The organism is Cellulosimicrobium sp. SH8 (assembly GCF_025818875.1).
GTDB lineage: Bacteria > Actinomycetota > Actinomycetes > Actinomycetales > Cellulomonadaceae > Cellulosimicrobium > Cellulosimicrobium cellulans_D.
Genome location: NZ_JAMXMH010000005.1, coordinates 262477 through 278666 on the forward strand (window position 1 = coordinate 262477; position 16190 = coordinate 278666).

Sequence of the window (16190 nt, forward strand, 5' to 3'; positions counted from 1 at the left end):
CTTGGAAGGTGTCATAGGGTCGTCGGATGAGCGACAACACCCCTCAGCGGCCCTCCGTCCGCCAGCTCCGCCTTGTCGTGGAGGCCGACGACTACGACGCCGCCCTCGCCTTCTACCGTGACGTCCTGGGCCTCCCCGAGCGCATCGCGTACGCCGACGGCGAGGACGACCGCGTGGCGATCCTCGACGTCGGGCACGCGACGCTCGAGATCGCGAACCCGGCCCACAAGCGGGCGATCGACGATGTCGAGGTCGGGCGCCAGGTCGCGGGCCACCTGCGGGTCGCGTTCGAGGTCGACGACGCGCGGGGCGCCACCGACCGTGCGGTCGAGGCCGGGGCGGAGCTCGTCGCTCCCCCGACCCGCACCCCGTGGGGCTCGCTCAACTCACGGCTCGACGCCCCCGCCGGCCTCCACGTCACCCTGTTCCAGGAGCTCGGCGGCGAGGAGGGCGTCCCGCCCGGCGTCGTCGCCGAGCCCGGGACCGGGACCGGCGACGGTCCCGCTCCCGGCCGGCGCTGACGCCTCGACCCACGCCCGCCGGACCTGCTCGAAGCGCGTCGGCAGCGGCGCCCGCACGGCGCCGTAGCGGGCGTTCGTCCGGTGCACGAACCGCCGCCACGAGAGCACCAGCCCCTGCTTCGTGATGGGCAGGCCGCTCGACACCGTGACGCCGTTGTCGTGCGTGTGGTGCACCGTGAGCAGCAGCGCGCGCGGCACCGATCCCTCGAGGTCCGCCGCGAGCACCTCCCGCACGGCCATCCAGCGGCGCAGCACGACGACGACGCTCGCGCTGAGCACGTGCTCGCGCACCGTGCGGTGCTTGCCGTGCGTGAGGACGACCCTCCCCTCCCCCGCGCGCGCCGTCGCGGGGCCGAGGTCGACCGCGTCCGCGGTGCAGCGCAGGAGGTCGCCGTAGCGGGCGCCCGTCGCGCGCGTGAGCCCCGCGATCACGGCGAGCCGCACCGTCTCCGGCTTCGCCGACTCCACCATCGCCTCGGTGGCGAGCGTCCGCCACACCCACTCGGCCTCGTCCAGCGAGACCGTCGGCCGGGGGTACCGGGACGGTGCGGCTGCGCGGCCGGTGGCCGTGTCGTCGGGGCCGTCGGGAGGTGAGGCGGCGGAGTCGGTGGCCATGGTTGAGAACCTACCCGCTTGGCACACTATTAGTGGCGAGACACACCGGAGCCTGCCCGGAGGAGCTCGGCCTGTCACACGAGATTGAATACCTATGCAGATTCGCGCATACTTTGACCATGTCCAAGGTTCTCACCTCCCTCCCCGTCGGCGAGCGCGTCGGGATCGCGTTCTCCGGCGGCCTCGACACGTCCGTCGCCGTCGCCTGGATGCGCGACAAGGGCGCCGTGCCCTGCACCTACACCGCCGACATCGGCCAGTACGACGAGCCCGACATCGCGTCGGTGCCGGGACGCGCCACGGCCTACGGCGCCGAGGTCGCGCGCCTGGTCGACTGCCGCGCGGCGCTCGTCGAGGAGGGCCTCGCGGCCCTGGCCTGCGGGGCGTTCCACATCCGCTCCGGCGGCCGCGCGTACTTCAACACCACTCCCCTGGGCCGGGCCGTCACCGGCACCCTGCTGGTGCGCGCGATGCACGAGGACGACGTCCAGATCTGGGGCGACGGGTCCACGTTCAAGGGGAACGACATCGAGCGGTTCTACCGCTACGGCCTGCTCGCCAACCCGGCCCTGCGCATCTACAAGCCGTGGCTCGACGCCGACTTCGTCACCGAGCTCGGCGGTCGCAAGGAGATGTCGGAGTGGCTGCTCGCCCACGACCTCCCCTACCGCGACAGCACGGAGAAGGCGTACTCGACGGACGCCAACATCTGGGGCGCCACGCACGAGGCGAAGACGCTCGAGCACCTCGACACCGGCATCGAGACCGTCGACCCCATCATGGGCGTGCGGTTCTGGGACCCGTCGGTCGAGATCGCGACCGAGGACGTGACGATCGGCTTCGTCCAGGGCCGTCCCGTCACGATCGACGGGCGCGAGTTCGAGTCCGCCGTCGACCTGGTGAACGAGGCCAACGCGATCGGCGGCCGCCACGGCCTCGGCATGTCCGACCAGATCGAGAACCGCATCATCGAGGCCAAGAGCCGCGGCATCTACGAGGCGCCCGGCATGGCCCTCCTGCACGCCGCGTACGAGCGCCTCGTCAACGCGATCCACAACGAGGACACGCTCGCGCAGTACCACACGGAGGGCCGTCGCCTCGGCCGCCTCATGTACGAGGGCCGCTGGCTCGACCCGCAGGCGCTCATGATCCGCGAGTCGCTCCAGCGCTGGGTCAGCACCGCCGTCACGGGCGAGGTCACGCTGCGCCTGCGCCGGGGCGAGGACTACTCGATCCTCGACACCACCGGTCCGGCGTTCAGCTACCACCCGGACAAGCTCTCGATGGAGCGCACCGAGGACTCCGCGTTCGGTCCCATGGACCGCATCGGCCAGCTCACCATGCGCAACCTCGACATCGCGGACTCGCGCGCCAAGCTCGAGCAGTACGCCGGCATCGGGATCGTCGGCACCGCGCACGCGGCGCTCATCGGAGCCGGGGCCGGGGCGACGACCGAGCTCATCGGCGCGATGCCCGAGGGCGGCGCCGAGGTCATCGCCTCGCGCGGCATGGCCGAGGGCGACGACGCGCTCCTCGACCGGGCTGCCATGGAGTCGGGCACGGACTGACCCGACCCGGGCCACGCGCAGCGGGACGACGACGCACGGCCGCGGAGACCAGCTCTCCGCCGCCGTGCGTCGCCCGTCCGGCGGCAGGTCGCCCTCTCGCAGGCGGGCGTGGCGCCTCCCGGTGCACGGATAGGCTCGCGGGATGAGCGCGGGCACCGGTGAGCTGTGGGGCACGATCGCACGACCGGTCGACCACGAGCTCGTCGTCAAGAAGTCCCGGTTCCTCGCGCACCTCTCCCCCGTCGCCTCGGTCGCGGAGGCGGACGCCGTGATCGCCCGCGTGCGCAAGGAGCACTGGGACGCGCGGCACCACTGCGTCGCGCTCGTCGTCGGCACCCACGCCGACCAGCAGCGCTCCACCGACGACGGCGAGCCCTCCGGGACCGCGGGCGCCCCCATGCTCGAGGTGCTGCGGCACCGCCAGGTCACCGACCTCGTCGCCGTCGTCACGCGCTACTTCGGCGGCGTGCTGCTCGGCGCGGGCGGGCTCGTCCGGGCGTACTCGTCCGCGGTGAGCGAGGCGCTCGACGTGGCGCCGCCCGTGCGCCGCGCGGTCCTGACCGAGGTGCGCGTCGACGTCCCCCACGCCGACGCCGGCCGCCTGCACGGCGTCCTGCGCGACTGGTGCGCCCAGCATGACGGCGCCCTCGACGACGTCACCTACGGCACCGAGGCGCAGTTCACCGTCCTCGTCCCCCCGGCCGAGCTCGACCGGTTCGACGCCGACCTCGCCGCCACCTCGTCCGGCACCCTCACGGCCCGCAGGGGCGAGGACCGCGTCGTCGACCTCCGCGCCTGACCGACCCCCGACCCCCGGCCCCGGCCACGGGCCACCGCCCAGCGCCGGGTACGACTCGTCCTGGTCGCCGGACGCGCCAGAACGGCCTGCTCGGCCCGCCGGGGTCGCCTGGTCGGTGGTCAGTCGCTGACCCCGTCCGGGCCGACGACGGCGCCGTCGGGGACGCGCGAGGAGCCGCCCGGGTCGGCGAGCTCGGCGTCGCCCGTGACGGTGACGCCGGAGCCGAAGGTCCAGTCGCCGCGGACCGTGAGGGAGCGCGCGGCGCGCAGGGAGGGCGTGCCGTCGTCGAACCGGGCGTCGAACGCCGCGATGGTCTTGTAGTAGGCGGTGTCGAGGTCGACGAGCGGAGCGTCGGTCCGGGCGACGAACCGGTACCGGTCGTCGAGGTCGTAGACGTCGGAGCGCAGGACGAGGAGGTCGTTGGTCGTCTTCACGGGCAGGAACCGGTCGCGGCCCACCTCGATGGCGACGGCGCCGTCGAACACCTCGACGGCGGCGCCCATGGCGGACTCGATCTGGACGACCTCGGGCGAGGACGGGTCGGTCGGGTCGACTGTCTTCGTGTTCTTGATGAGCGGGAGCTCGAGCACGCCGCCGGTGCGGTCGAGCTCGGCCGCGAGCGCCTCGAGGTCGAACCAGAGGTTGTTGGTGTTGAAGTACCGGTGCCGGCCGATGTCGGCGGCGGCGTCCTGGTCGTCCTGCGGCGTCTGAGCGGTCTCGCGCAGGACGAGGCGTCCGTCGCTGCGGCGCACGACGAGGTGTCCGCCCTTGCGGTCGGCGGGGGTGCGACGGGCGACCTCGGCGGCGAAGGGGGCGCCGCTGGCGGCGAACCAGCCGGCCATGGCGGCGTCGGGCGCGGCGCCGAGGTTGTCGGAGTTGGAGACGCTCGCGTAGCGGTAGCCGGCGTCGAGGAGGGCGCGGAGCGCACCGGAGGCGAACAGGGCGGTGTAGAGGTCGCCGTGGCCGGGCGGGCACCACTCGAGCTCGGGGTCGGCGGGCCAGTCCACGGGGGTGAGGTCGTCGGCGCGGAGCTTGGGCTCGCGGTTCTGGAGGAAGTCGAGCGGGAGCCCGGTGACGGGGAGGTCGTCGTGGGGGGCGAGCGCGGCGAGGGTGTCGTCCTGGGTGCGGAACGAGTTCATGAGGAGCAGCGGCAGGGGCGCTCCGGTGGCGTGCCGGGCGGCGCGGACCTGGGCGACGATGACGTCGAGGAAGGTGAGGGGGCCGCTGTCGGGGCGCTGCGGGTCGGCGTCGCGCACGGTGAGGAGGGACTTGGCGCGGTCCATGCCCATGGAGGTGCCGAGGCCGCCGTTGAGCTTGATGATCGCGGTGCGCTGGAGCGCGTCGCGGGCGGCGTCGTCGGGGACGTCGAGCGCGTCGCGGTGGGCGACGTCGGTGAGGGGTTCGACGTCCGCCTCGGGGATCATGCCGGTCGCGCCGGACTCGAGGAGCCGGTAGAAGCGGGTGAAGACGTCGATGGCGGCGGGGGCGACTCCGGCGTCGCGCATGCGGTCGGTGGACTGGGTGAGGCCCTGGCTGCTCATGGCTCGATCGTAGGGGCGGGGACCTGCTCGGGGCAGGGCGGCGGGAGCCTGCCGCGCTCGGGTGAGACGCGGGTCACACGCCTACCGTGGAGGGATGGCGGACGGGTGGCCCGGCCGCGGGGCGACGTGGCTGGGGTCGTGGTTCTGGGCGCCGGACTACGACGTGGCACGCGAGGTGCTGCAGCGCGGCACGGCGGCCGTGCTCGTGGTGGCGTTCGTCGTCGTGGTGCGGCAGTGGCGGCCTCTGCTGGGCGATCGCGGGCTCCTGCCCGTGGCCGCGTTCGTGGACCGCACGTCGTGGCGGGACGGGCCGAGCGCGCTGCGGCGGTGGTGCTCGGACCGGTTCGTGGTGGGCTTGGCGTGGTGCGCGGTCGTGCTCGCGGGGCTGCTCGTGGTGGGGGTGCCGCAGCGGGGCCCGTGGTGGGTGACGACGCTCGCGTTCCTGCTGCTGTGGGCGGCGTACCTGTCGGTGGTGAACGTCGGGCAGCGGTTCTACGGGTTCGGCTGGGAGTCGCTGCTGTGCGAGGTGACGTTCCTCGTGGGCTGGCTGGGGTCGTCGGGCGGGGGCGCCGCTCCCCCGGTGCTGGTGCTGCTGGCGGCCCGGTGGTGCCTGTTCCGGGTCGAGCTGGGCGCGGGGCTCATCAAGATCCGCGGGGACCGGGTCTGGCGGGACCTGACGGCGCTGTACTACCACCACGAGACGCAGCCGCTGCCCGGCCCGTTCTCGTGGCACGCGCACCACCTGCCGCGGTGGTGGCACCGGGTGGAGGTGGCGGGCAACCACGTGACGCAGCTCGTGGTGCCGTTCGCGCTGTTCGCGCCGCAGCCGGTCGCGAGCGTGGCGGGCGGCGTCGTGGTGCTCACGCAGGCGTGGCTGCTGGTGACGGGCAACTTCGCGTGGCTGAACTGGCTCACGGTCGTGCTGGGGCTGGGGGTGGTGAGCGACGGCGCGTGGGCAGCGGTGGGGTCGTGGCTCGTGCCCGCGCTCGGGCGGGGCGAGGCGCCGGTGCCCGACGGCGGGACCGGCCTGGGCGGCCCGGTCGCCCTGGTCGTGGTGGTGCTCGCGGTGTCGGCGCTGCTGCTCGTGCTGAGCGTGCGCCCGGCACGCAACCTCGTCGCGCGCCGCCAGCTCATGAACGCGAGCTTCGAGCCGTTCCGGCTCGTCAACGCGTACGGGGCGTTCGGATCCGTGTCGCGGCGGCGGGACGAGGTCGTGGTGGAGGGCACGACGGCCCGCTCCCCCGGCCCGGACGACTGGGTCGAGTACGCGTTCCGCGGCAAGCCCGGCGACGTGAGCCGGCGTCCGCCGCAGGTCGCGCCGTACCACCTGCGCCTGGACTGGCAGATGTGGTTCCTCGCGCTCGGGTCGCCGGGCACCCGGTGGTTCGAGGTGCTGCTGCTCCGGCTCCTGGAAGCGGACCGCCCTACCCTGCGCCTGCTCGCGGCGGACCCGTTCGCGCACGACGCGGAGGGACCCGCGCCCCGGTGGGTCCGGGCCCGCGTGTTCCGCTACCGGTACACGACGCGCGACGAGCGGCGGCGGTCGGGCGACTGGTGGGTGCGCGAGGAGCGCGGCACGCTCGTCGACCCGGTCGACCTCGCGCGCCTGCGCCGCCTCCTCGGCCCGGTCGCCTGACCCGGCGCGTGGCCTCCCACGCAGGTCCGCCCGCGGTCCCTACTCGAAGCGCGACGGGTCGCCCGCGCCCGCGCGGACGACCTCGGGGGCGCCGTCGGAGAAGTCCACGACCGTCGTCGGCTCGCTCCCCCGCTCGCCGCCGTCCACGACGGCGTCGACGACGTGGTCGAGCTCTTCCTTGATCGCCCACCCGTCGGTGAGCGCCTCGGCAGAGCCCGGCAGGATGAGCGAGCTGGACAGGATGGGCTCGCCGAGCGCGGCGACGATGGCCTGCGCGACGGCGTCGTCGGGGATGCGCACGCCGACGGTCTTCTTCTTGGAGTGCGCGAGGCGCCGCGGGACCTCGGACGTCGCGCGCAGGATGAAGGTGTACGGGCCGGGCGTGGCGGCCTTGATGGAGCGGAACGCGGAGTTGTCGACCATGACGAAGTGGCCGAGCTGCGCGAAGTCCGCGCACACGAGCGTGAAGTGGTGCCGGTCGTCGAGGTGGCGGATCCGCCGGATGCGGTCGGCACCCTCCCGGTCGTCCATGCGGCACCCGAGCGCGTAGCCGGAGTCGGTCGGGTAGGCGACGAGCCCACCGTCCTCGAGGAGGGCGACGACCTGCGCGATCGCGCGCGGCTGCGGGTTGTCGGGGTGCACGTCGAGGTAGCGGGCCATGTCCCGAGCCTAGGCCCGGCCTTGCGGGTGACCGGCGCTCGCGCCCGGCGTGCCGCCGACCCCGGCTACGCGGGCAGGTGCGCCGCCACGCGCCGCAGCTCCGCCGGGCTCGCGTTGCCGCCCGAGCAGACGACGCCGACCCGGCGGCCCGCGAACCGCTCCGGGTCGGCGAGCACCGCCGCGAGCGCCGCCGCGCCCGCTCCCTCGGCGACGGTGTGCGCGGCGGTGAGGTAGAGCGCCGCCGCGCGGTCGATCGCGTCGTCGTCGACGAGGACGAAGTCGGCGAGGTGCTCGCGCAGCATCGCCTGGGTGAGCGCGAAGCCGGTGCCGGTCGCCAGCCCCTCGGCCCGCGAGGCGTTGGGCCGCGCGAGGAGGTCCCGGGCGCGCCAGGAGTCGTGCGCGGCGGGCGAGGCCGCGGACTGCACGGCGACGACCTCGAGACCGGGGGCGAGCGCGCGGGCGACGAGGCACGCGGCAGCGGCGCCGCTGCCCCCGCCCACCGGGACCACGAGCACGTCGAGGTCGGGCGCGCGCTCGAGCAGCTCGAGGTACGCGGTCGCGACGCCGGCGACGAGCAGCGGCTCGTTGGCGGCGCTGACGAGCCGGGACCCGTCGTCGGCCGCGAGCGCCGTGGCGTGCTCGCGGGCGTCGTCGAACGTGGTTCCGGCCAGGACGAGGCGGGCGCCCAGGTCGAGGACGGCGTCGGCCTTGGTGGGGTTGGGGTCGGTGGGCATGACGATGGTGCAGGGGGTGGCGGTGGTGCGGGCGGCGTAGGCGACGGCCTGGGCATGGTTGCCGGTGGAGAAGGCGGTGACGCCGCGGGCGCGCTCGTCGGGCGCGAGGCGCTGGAGGAGGTTGAGGGCGCCGCGGACCTTGAACGCGCCGGTGGGCTGGAGGTTCTCGTGCTTGACGACGAGGTGCGCCCCGGTGGCACGGTCGAGCGCGGCGTAGGTGCGCGCAGGTGTGGGGTCGAGGTGCGCGGCGAGGAGGCGGCGGGCGTCGAGGACGTCGCGCATGGTGGGTGGGGCGAGGTCTGCGGGGGCCATGCGTCCACGGTGCCGTGCGCCGTCCCATAGGTCCAATGCCTGTTCTGAGTGGATCGATCGATCGGATCTATGCTTCGTCGGTGAGGGAGTCGAGATGGACCTGACGCGGCTGCGCATGCTGGCGGCAGTGGCGCGCGAGGGGTCGGTGACGGCGGCGGCGCGGTCGCTGCACTACGCGCAGCCGTCGGTGAGCCACCACCTGGCGCGTCTGGAGGCGGAGGTGGGCGTGCCTCTGCTGGAGCGGCACGGGCGCGGGGTGCGCCTGACCGCGGCGGGGCGGCTCCTCGCCGCGCGGGCGGAGGAGATCCTGGGGCGCGTGGGCGCGGCGCGGGACGAGCTGGACGCGCTGGTGTCGCTCTCGGCGGGGCGGGTGCGCCTGGCGGCGTTCCCGTCCGCCTTGGCGACCTTGGTGCCCGACGTCGTGGCGCGGCTCGCGCGGGACCATCCGGGGCTGGGCGTGGGGCTGGTGGAGGCGGAGCCGCCGGAGGCGCTGGACGCGCTCCGGCGTGGCGCGGTGGACGTGGCGCTCGTGTTCGAGCACGACCGCTCCCCCGTCGACGTGGAGGGTCTGCGCGCGGTGCCGGTGCTCGCCGAGGAGCTGTTCCTCGTGCGGGCGGCAGACGATGCGGCACCCACCGGCGGGTGTGGCAGCGCGCCGGGGGCAGGCACCGTGCTCGCCGACCTCGCGCCGCTCGCGGACGCGGCGTGGATCGCGGGCTGCGAGCGGTGCCGCGCGGACCTGGTGGGCCGGTGCGAGCGGGCGGGCTTCACCCCGCGGGTCGCGTTCGAGACGGACGACTACGTCGCGGTGCAGTCCCTCGTGGCGGCCGGGGTCGGGGTCTCGCTCCTGCCGGCCCTGGCGCTGCGCGCCCACCGCGACCCGCGGGTGGACGTGCGGCCCCTGCCCGGCGCCGCGCGCCGGGTGCTCGCGGTCACCTACGGGGACCGCCCCGCCCCGGGCGCGGCCGCCGTCGTGGAGGGCCTGGTGCGCGCGGCGGCGTGACGTCGCGCGCGGGTGCGCTCCCCGGGCGCGCGTGGCACGCTCGCCTCGTGCCGCAGAACACGACCCAGGGAACCGGCGCGAGCATCGCCGTGCCGGCCGACGTGCCCGAGCCGCAGCCCGTCCTCGGCGGGCTCACCGAGTCCGCGGTCTTCCTCGTCGTCAGCGCCACGGGGTCGCCCGGGTCGCGCGAGCGCCTGCTGGACGTCGCGTCGTCGGTCAACGACCTGGTGCGCGCCGTCGGGTTCCGCCAGTCGGCCGCGGGGCTGACGTGCGTCGTCGGGCTGGGGTCGGCGTTCTGGGACGCCGTCCGCCCGCCCGGGGCCGCGCGGCCCGAGGGGCTGCACCCGTTCCGCGCCGTCCAGGGCGCGGTGCACGACGCCCCCTCGACCCCCGGCGACGTGCTGTTCCACGTGCGCGCCGACCGCGCCGACCTCACGTTCGAGCTGACCCGGCAGGTCATGGCCGCGCTCGGCGACACGGTGCGCGTCGACGACCACGTGACGGGCTTCCGCTACTTCGACTCGCGCGACCTGCTCGGCTTCGTCGACGGCACCGAGAACCCGACGGGACGCTCGGCCGCGGGTGCCGCGATCATCGCGGACGGCCCGTTCGCGGGCGGCAGCCACGTCATCGTGCAGAAGTACGTGCACGACCTCGCGGCGTGGGGCGCGGTGCCCGTCGAGGCGCAGGAGCGCATCATCGGGCGGACCAAGCTCGACGACGTCGAGCTCGCGGACGACGTGCAGCCTCCGGACTCGCACGTGTCGCTCAACACGATCGTCGACGACGACGGCACCGAGCGCGACGTCCTGCGCGACAACATGGCGTTCGGCGACCCGTCGACGGGCGAGTTCGGCACCTACTACATCGCGTACGCCGCCGACGTGGGCGTCGTGGAGCGCATGCTGGACAACATGTTCGTGGGGAACCCGCCGGGCCGGTACGACCACATCCTCGACGTGTCGACGGCGCTGACGGGGACGTCGTTCTTCGTCCCCTCGCTCGACCTGCTCGAGTCGCTGGCCGACGACGCCCCGGACGCCCTCGGCCAGGACACGCCCGCCGACCCGGGTCCCGCGACCGCGGAACCCGCCGCACCCGCCACCACCGCGCCCGTCGGTTCGCTCGCGATCGGGTCGCTGAAGGGAGAACCGTCGTGAGCACCTCGGAACCGGACCTGGGCTCGGTCGTCCCCACGAGCGGCGCCGGCGCGCCCGGGGACTCGAACCTGCACCGCTGGCTCGCGCCCGTCACGGACGCGGCGTGGGAGGAGATCGCCGACGAGGCGCGCCGCACGTTCGTGCGCAACGTGGCCGGGCGGCGCGTGGTCGACGTGACGGGCCCCCTCGGCTTCGGCACGGCGTCCGCCCGCACGGGCCACGTGACCGACGTCGAGGCCCCGCACGACGGCATCCGGGCACGCCTGCGCGACGTCGTGCCGCTCGTGGAGCTCCAGGTGCCGTTCACGGTGTCCCGGCAGGCGGTCGACGACGTCGCGCGGGGATCCAAGGACTCCGACTGGCAGCCCGTCAAGGACGCGGCCACCGCGCTCGCGCGCGCCGAGGACCGCGCCGTGTTCGAGGGGTACGCGGCCGCCGGGATCCGCGGCATCGGCCCCGGGTCGGACAACCCGCCGATCGCGGTCCCCGCCGACCCGCGCGACCTGCCCGACGCCGTCGCCGCCGCTCAGACCGAGCTGCGGCTCGCGGGCGTGGAGGGCCCGTACGCCCTCGTGCTCGACGCCGACCTGTACACCGCGGTGTCCGAGACCCGCGACCACGGCTACCCGATCCGCGAGCAGCTCGAGCGCATGGTGCAGCGCGACATCGTCTGGGCGCCAGCGCTGCGCGGCGGCTACCTGCTCACCACGCGCGGCGGGGACCACGAGCTGACGATCGGGCAGGACGTGTCCATCGGGTACCTCGACCACACGGCCGACGAGGTGCGCCTCTACCTGTTCGCCTCGCTCACCTTCCAGACCTACACCGCCGAGGCGTCCGTCCACCTCACGCGCTGACCCACCCGCTCAGCCCGGGACGACGACCGCGGGCGCCGCGAGCACGAGCAGCACGACGCACACGCCCGCCACGGCCATCGACAGCGCGAACGGGGCACGGCTGCGGGGCCGCACCACGCCCACGACCCCGGCCGCGCCGGCGACGAGCAGCCCCGCCCCGCCCAGCACCCAGGCCGCGGCGTCCGGTGCCCCCGGGGGCACCAGGACGACGAGGAGCGCGGCCACGCCGAGCAGCACGGGCGCGAGCACGCTGCTCGCACGCCGACCGAGCCGGTGCGGCAGGCCCCGCACGCCGGTCGCGGCGTCGCCCTCGAGGTCGGGCAGCGTGTTCGCGACGTGCGCGCCCACGCCCAGCAACGCCGCGGCCGCCACCGCCCACGGCGCGGGCCGGCCGTCCCCGGGCGCGGCGAGCACGACGAACACCGCGAGCAGGCCGAAGGAGAGCGCGTAGGGCGCCCACGACCACCACGTCGCCTTGAGCAGCGCGTTGTACGACCAGGCGCTCGCGACCGCGACGACGTGCACCAGCCCCGGCACCACGCCCGTCGCGAACGACAGCACCACGCACGCGCCGAGAGCCGCGAGCGCCGCCGTGCGCAGGGTCGCGGGCGTGACGAGACCGGTCACGACGGGCTTGTCCGCGCGCCCGACGGCGAGGTCGCGGCGTGCGTCGAGCCAGTCGTTGCTCCACCCGACCGAGAGCTGGCCGGCGAGGACCGCGAGCGCGACGAGCGTCGTCGTACGGGCACCCGCGCCGATCCCGGCCGAGAGCGCGAGCGCGAACAGGGTGACCATCACCGTGGGCGGGAAGTGGCTCGCGACGACCAGCCCCCGCACGAGCCCCCGCGACCGCCTCGACGCCATGGCCGCAACGTAGCGCCCCGGACGCTCGCGCGCCCGGGCCCGCGACCGACCCGCTCTGCTCGCCCCCGCGCGGGCGGGGCAGGCCGGTGGGACGATGCGGGCATGTCGCGCGTCGTCGCCGTCGGGACCTCGCTGCCCGACCATGCGTACCGCCAGGACGAGATCTCCCGGGTCACGAGCGAGCTGCTCACGGACGACCCGGTGCGGCGTGCGCTCACACGCCGCCTGCACGCCCACGCGGGCGTGGAGACCCGTCATCTCGCGCTGCCCGTCGAGGACTACGGCGGGCTGACGTTCGGGTCGGCCAACGACACGTTCCTCGCGCTCGGCACGGACCTCGCGGAGCGGGCCTGCCGGGCCGCCCTCGACGACGCGGGGCTGCGCGCGGACGAGGTGGACCACGTCGTCCTGACGACCGTCACGGGCGTCGGCGCGCCCACGCTCGACGTGCTGGTCGCCGCCCGGCTGGGCCTGCGCACCGACGTGCGGCGCACGCCGTCGTTCGGGTGGGGGTGCGCGGGAGGTGCGGCGGGCCTGGCGCGCGCGGACGACCTGCTGCGGGGCCGCCCGCGCGACGTCGCGCTCCTCGTGGCGGTCGAGCTGTGCTCGCTGACGCTGCAGCGCGGGGACCCGTCGACGGCGAACCTCGTCGCGTCGGGCCTGTTCGGCGACGGCGCGGCCGCGGTGGTCCTCGTGGGCGACGAGCACCCGCTCGCGCGGCGCCCCGGCCCGTACGGGCGGTCCGGGAGCGGGGCCGCGCGGGCGCGCGGGGCGCGCCTCGTCGACTCCCGCTCCCACCTGCACCCGGGCACGACGGGCGACCTCGGGTGGCGCGTGGGCGACACGGGCTTCGAGATCGTGCTGTCCGCGCGGCTGCCGGAACTCATCGGCGCGCACCTGCTCGGCGACGTGAAGGCGCTCCTCGCCGAGCACGACCTCGAGCCGGTCGACGTCGGCGCGTGGGTCGTGCACGCGGGCGGCCCGCGCGTGCTGGACGCGGTGCGCGACGCACTGGGCCTCGCCGAGGAAGACCTCGCGCTCAGCCGCGCTTCCCTGCGCGACGTCGGGAACTTGTCGTCCGCGTCCGTGCTGCACGTCCTCGCCGCGACCCTCGCGCGCCCCGCCGCCCCGCCCGGGACGCCCGCCGTCCTCATGGCCTTCGGGCCTGGCGTGAGCACCGAGCTCGTGCTCCTGCGCCTCGACGGTCGCGGGACGCCTCGCGCGGGGGCGGGCGGATGAGCCTCGCCTGGTACGTCGTGCTCGTCGGCGCCACCGCCGTCGAGCGGCTCGCGGAGCTCGTCGTGTCGGCGCGCAACGCGCGCTGGTCCTTCGCGCGCGGCGGCGTCGAGTCGGGCCGGGGGCACTTCCCCGCCATGGTCGCGCTGCACACCGGGCTGCTGCTCGCGTGCGTCGCCGAGGCGTGGCTCGCCGACCGGCCGTTCCTGCCCTGGCTGGGCTGGCCCATGCTCGCCCTCGTGCTCGCGAGCCAGGGGCTGCGCTGGTGGTGCATCGCGACGCTCGGACCGCGGTGGAACACGCGCGTCATCGTCGTGCCGGGCCTTCCCCTCGTGGCACGGGGGCCGTACCGGTGGCTGCGCCACCCGAACTACGTCGCGGTCGTCGTCGAGGGCGTCGCCCTCCCCCTGGTGCACTCGTGCTGGGTCACGGCGCTCGCGTTCACCGTCCTCAACGCCGTGCTGCTGGCCCGGTTCCGCATCCCGGCCGAGGAGCGCGCGCTCGCCCTCGCCACCGCGGACGGGCCCCGCCCGGCGTCGCCGTGACTCCCGCGCGCACCGACGTGCTCGTCGTCGGGGGCGGGCCCGTCGGGCTCGCCGCCGCGCTGCACGCCCGCCGCGCCGGGCACGACGTCGTCGTGGTCGACCGCCGCGCGGGCGTGATCGACAAGGCGTGCGGCGAGGGGCTGCTGCCCGGCGCGCTGGCCGCGGTGCTCGCGCTCGGCGTCGACCCGCCCGGGCACCCGCTCGCCGGCATCAGCTACCGGGACGCGACCCGCCACGCCGACCACCCGTTCGCGGTCGGGCCAGGCCGTGGTGTGCGGCGCACAGCCCTGCACGCGGCGCTGCGCGAACGGGCCCTCGCCGAAGGCGTGACGATCGAGCACGCGACCCTGCGCGCGCTGCGCCAGGACGAGCGCGGGGTGGAGGTCACGCTCGACGCCGCACGCGACGAGGGCGGGGCACGCTCGGTCGTGCGTGCCGGCTGGGTGCTCGGCTGCGACGGGCTCCACTCCACCGTCCGGCGCCTCACCGGGCTCGACGCCCCGCCGCGCGGGCGCGCCCGGTTCGGGCTGCGCACCCACTACTCCGTCGCACCCTGGAGCGACCTCGTCGAGGTGCACTGGGCCGCGCACGCCGAGGCGTACGTGACCCCGGTGGGGCCCGACGTCGTCGGCGTCGCCGTGCTCACCCACCGCGCCCCCGCGAGCCGGGAGACGGGCTCCGGGCCGGGGAGCCGCCCCGCCACGGGGCTGGACGCCTTTCCCGGGCTCGCGCAGCACCTGCGCGACGCCCCGGTGCTGGGGCGGGTGCGCGGTGCCGGTCCGCTGCGCCAGCGTGCCCGACGCCGCACGGCCGGGCGGGTGCGCCTCGTCGGCGACGCGTCCGGGTACGTGGACGCGCTCACCGGCGAGGGGGTGCGCGTCGGGCTCGCCCAGGCCGAGGCCGCGGTGCGCCACCTGGACGACGCCGCCGCCTACGAGCGGGCCTGGGCGCGCGCGACGCGCGACTACCGCGTCCTGACCACCGGCCTGCTCGCGTGGGCGGGCAGCCCCGCCCGCGGCGCGATCGTGCCCGCCGCGAGCGCCGCCCCGTGGCTGTACGGGGCGGTCGTCGAACGCCTCGCCCGCTGAGGAACGCGGCTGCGCCCTGCCCGACGACGGCCGGTAGGGTCGCCGCGTGGCACGGTCGCAGCGGGTGGGGGCGGGGCCCCGCCGACAGTGGGGTGCGCTGGTCGCGGGCGTGGTCGCGTTCGGCGCCGTCGAGGTGCTCACGGTGCACCTCGTCGCCGGGGCGCTCCTGCCCGACGCCGCGGCCCTCGTCGTCGACGTGGTGCTCGGGCTCGCGACGGTGGGCCTCGTCGTGGTCCTCGCGTCACCCCTGTGGGCGTCCTACCGTCTCGGCCCCGACGCGCTCGTCCTGCGGTTCGGCTGGGTCGGCGGCGTCGTCGTCCCGCGCGCCGACGTCGTGGGCGCGGCGCCGTACGAGGGCACACCGGCGCGGCCCGTCGAGCTCGGCGCGGGCCACGATCCGGGGACCGCGGACGTGGGCGGGCGCGCTGCCGAGCCCGCCCACGGCGTCGTGTCGTTCGTGCGGTCCACGCGGTCGCCCGTGGTCCGCCTCGACCTCGCCGCCCCGGTCGTGGCCCGCGTAGCGGGGACCCGGCGCGTCACGGCGGCCACCGTCCTCGTCGGTGTCGACGACCCCGAACCGGTGCTCGCGCTCGCCCCGTAGCGTGCCCACGGCACCGACGCGACGACGGCCGTGTGGGCGCGGGCGGCTACGGTTCCGCGCATGACCTCGCTGGACCTGCACGTCGTCCCCGACCGCTTCCTCCTCGCCAACGTCCCCGGCGCCACGTTCCCGGAGGACGACGAGTGGGTCGCGCTCGTGCGTGCCCCCGAGGGGCTGACGGTCGTGCGGCACGCGTCGCCCTTCGACGACGCCGAGCGGTGGGCCGGCTTCTACGGCTCGGCGCACGACCTGGCGTCGACCGGGGTGCTCGCCTCCGTCGTCGGGCCGCTCGCGGACGCGGGCATCGCCGTCTTCGTCGCCTCGACGTTCCACGCGGACCTCGTGCTCGTACCCGAGGACCACCTCGACCGGGCCACGCGTGCCCTGCGCGACGCCGGGCACGCCGTCGCCGGTCCGCGCTGAGACCCGCACCCGGGCCCAGGGCGTACT

The 16190-nt window shown here is 75.8% G+C and carries 16 protein-coding genes; 12 read left to right on the forward strand and 4 right to left on the reverse strand.

Translation table 11 applies throughout. The features are described from left to right. The first annotated feature begins 26 nt into the window (after positions 1 to 26). From NF338_RS09355 to NF338_RS09365, 3 genes are all read left to right on the forward strand, one after another. Positions 27 to 521, forward strand: coding sequence for a VOC family protein (locus tag NF338_RS09355; RefSeq protein WP_264030499.1), 495 nt, complete (start codon positions 27 to 29; stop codon positions 519 to 521). Between the two features lie 734 nt (positions 522 to 1255). Then, the gene (argG, locus tag NF338_RS09360; protein ID WP_204541653.1) at positions 1256 to 2704 is read left to right on the forward strand and encodes an argininosuccinate synthase; all 1449 of its coding nucleotides are present in this window, start codon (positions 1256 to 1258) and stop codon (positions 2702 to 2704) included. Between the two features lie 142 nt (positions 2705 to 2846). After that, positions 2847 to 3503 (forward strand): YigZ family protein, encoded by a 657-nt coding sequence (locus NF338_RS09365; RefSeq protein ID WP_264030500.1) that lies wholly within the window; start codon positions 2847 to 2849, stop codon positions 3501 to 3503. Between the two features lie 119 nt (positions 3504 to 3622). On the opposite strand, the gene NF338_RS09370 is transcribed toward NF338_RS09365, so the two are convergent. After that, a complete protein-coding gene (locus NF338_RS09370) occupies positions 3623 to 5044 on the reverse strand; it encodes a UTP--glucose-1-phosphate uridylyltransferase (protein WP_264030501.1) in 1422 nt (473 codons plus the stop codon). Between the two features lie 94 nt (positions 5045 to 5138). Here NF338_RS09370 and NF338_RS09375 point away from each other — a divergent pair, with 94 nt between their 5' ends. After that, positions 5139 to 6680, forward strand: a complete 1542-nt coding sequence (locus tag NF338_RS09375; RefSeq protein ID WP_264030502.1) for a lipase maturation factor family protein — start codon at positions 5139 to 5141, stop codon at positions 6678 to 6680. A 39-nt stretch (positions 6681 to 6719) separates the two neighbouring features. On the opposite strand, the gene NF338_RS09380 is transcribed toward NF338_RS09375, so the two are convergent. Next, positions 6720 to 7340 carry an L-threonylcarbamoyladenylate synthase gene (locus NF338_RS09380; RefSeq protein WP_264030503.1) on the reverse strand — a complete coding sequence of 207 codons (621 nt, stop codon included), beginning with the start codon at positions 7338 to 7340 and terminating at the stop codon, positions 6720 to 6722. Positions 7341 to 7405: 65 nt separating this feature from the next. Then, positions 7406 to 8386 carry a threonine/serine dehydratase gene (locus tag NF338_RS09385; protein ID WP_264030504.1) on the reverse strand — a complete coding sequence of 327 codons (981 nt, stop codon included), beginning with the start codon at positions 8384 to 8386 and terminating at the stop codon, positions 7406 to 7408. Positions 8387 to 8480: 94 nt separating this feature from the next. Between NF338_RS09385 and NF338_RS09390 the strand changes: the two genes are divergently transcribed. The 3 genes from NF338_RS09390 to NF338_RS09400 are packed head-to-tail and all read left to right on the forward strand — an operon-like array spanning position 8481 to position 11406. Continuing rightward, positions 8481 to 9389 (forward strand): LysR family transcriptional regulator, encoded by a 909-nt coding sequence (locus tag NF338_RS09390; protein ID WP_264030505.1) that lies wholly within the window; start codon positions 8481 to 8483, stop codon positions 9387 to 9389. A 47-nt stretch (positions 9390 to 9436) separates the two neighbouring features. Beyond that, positions 9437 to 10549: a Dyp-type peroxidase gene (locus tag NF338_RS09395; protein WP_264030506.1), complete on the forward strand. Its 1113-nt coding sequence runs from the start codon at positions 9437 to 9439 to the stop codon at positions 10547 to 10549. Beyond that, the gene (locus tag NF338_RS09400) at positions 10546 to 11406 is read left to right on the forward strand and encodes a family 1 encapsulin nanocompartment shell protein (protein WP_253049496.1); all 861 of its coding nucleotides are present in this window, start codon (positions 10546 to 10548) and stop codon (positions 11404 to 11406) included. The genes NF338_RS09395 and NF338_RS09400 overlap by 4 nt, the downstream gene beginning before the upstream one ends. Before the next feature lie 9 nt (positions 11407 to 11415). Here NF338_RS09400 and NF338_RS09405 read toward each other — a convergent pair whose 3' ends face one another. Continuing rightward, complete coding sequence (locus NF338_RS09405; protein ID WP_264030507.1) at positions 11416 to 12270, reverse strand: UbiA family prenyltransferase; 855 nt, start codon at positions 12268 to 12270, stop codon at positions 11416 to 11418. Positions 12271 to 12372: 102 nt separating this feature from the next. Between NF338_RS09405 and NF338_RS09410 the strand changes: the two genes are divergently transcribed. From NF338_RS09410 to NF338_RS09430, 5 genes are read left to right on the forward strand one after another with little or no spacing between them, the layout of a single operon-like run. Then, positions 12373 to 13509 (forward strand): type III polyketide synthase, encoded by a 1137-nt coding sequence (locus tag NF338_RS09410; RefSeq protein ID WP_264030508.1) that lies wholly within the window; start codon positions 12373 to 12375, stop codon positions 13507 to 13509. Beyond that, positions 13506 to 14051 carry an isoprenylcysteine carboxyl methyltransferase family protein gene (locus NF338_RS09415; RefSeq protein ID WP_264030509.1) on the forward strand — a complete coding sequence of 182 codons (546 nt, stop codon included), beginning with the start codon at positions 13506 to 13508 and terminating at the stop codon, positions 14049 to 14051. The genes NF338_RS09410 and NF338_RS09415 overlap by 4 nt, the downstream gene beginning before the upstream one ends. Beyond that, positions 14048 to 15139, forward strand: a complete 1092-nt coding sequence (locus NF338_RS09420; RefSeq protein WP_264030510.1) for an NAD(P)/FAD-dependent oxidoreductase — start codon at positions 14048 to 14050, stop codon at positions 15137 to 15139. Before NF338_RS09415 ends, NF338_RS09420 begins: the two co-directional genes overlap by 4 nt. Positions 15140 to 15185: 46 nt before the next feature. Continuing rightward, positions 15186 to 15740 carry a hypothetical protein gene (locus tag NF338_RS09425; protein WP_264030511.1) on the forward strand — a complete coding sequence of 185 codons (555 nt, stop codon included), beginning with the start codon at positions 15186 to 15188 and terminating at the stop codon, positions 15738 to 15740. A 60-nt stretch (positions 15741 to 15800) separates the two neighbouring features. Then, positions 15801 to 16163, forward strand: a complete 363-nt coding sequence (locus NF338_RS09430) for an ACT domain-containing protein (RefSeq protein ID WP_264030512.1) — start codon at positions 15801 to 15803, stop codon at positions 16161 to 16163. Positions 16164 to 16190 lie beyond the last annotated feature (27 nt).

Excerpts from the sequence above, each read along its gene's own strand:
- NF338_RS09410 (WP_264030508.1), top strand. The coding sequence starts at position 12,373 with ATGTCGCGCGTCGTCGCCGTCGGGACCTCGCTGCCCGACCATGCGTAC.
- NF338_RS09415 (WP_264030509.1), top strand. The coding sequence starts at position 13,506 with ATGAGCCTCGCCTGGTACGTCGTGCTCGTCGGCGCCACCGCCGTCGAG.
- NF338_RS09390 (WP_264030505.1), top strand. The coding sequence starts at position 8,481 with ATGGACCTGACGCGGCTGCGCATGCTGGCGGCAGTGGCGCGCGAGGGG.
- NF338_RS09385 (WP_264030504.1), bottom strand. The coding sequence starts at position 8,386 with ATGGCCCCCGCAGACCTCGCCCCACCCACCATGCGCGACGTCCTCGAC.
- NF338_RS09430 (WP_264030512.1), top strand. The coding sequence starts at position 15,801 with ATGACCTCGCTGGACCTGCACGTCGTCCCCGACCGCTTCCTCCTCGCC.
- NF338_RS09380 (WP_264030503.1), bottom strand. The coding sequence starts at position 7,340 with ATGGCCCGCTACCTCGACGTGCACCCCGACAACCCGCAGCCGCGCGCG.
- NF338_RS09365 (WP_264030500.1), top strand. The coding sequence starts at position 2,847 with ATGAGCGCGGGCACCGGTGAGCTGTGGGGCACGATCGCACGACCGGTC.
- NF338_RS09375 (WP_264030502.1), top strand. The coding sequence starts at position 5,139 with ATGGCGGACGGGTGGCCCGGCCGCGGGGCGACGTGGCTGGGGTCGTGG.
- NF338_RS09370 (WP_264030501.1), bottom strand. The coding sequence starts at position 5,044 with ATGAGCAGCCAGGGCCTCACCCAGTCCACCGACCGCATGCGCGACGCC.
- argG (WP_204541653.1), top strand. The coding sequence starts at position 1,256 with ATGTCCAAGGTTCTCACCTCCCTCCCCGTCGGCGAGCGCGTCGGGATC.
- NF338_RS09405 (WP_264030507.1), bottom strand. The coding sequence starts at position 12,270 with ATGGCGTCGAGGCGGTCGCGGGGGCTCGTGCGGGGGCTGGTCGTCGCG.
- NF338_RS09355 (WP_264030499.1), top strand. The coding sequence starts at position 27 with ATGAGCGACAACACCCCTCAGCGGCCCTCCGTCCGCCAGCTCCGCCTT.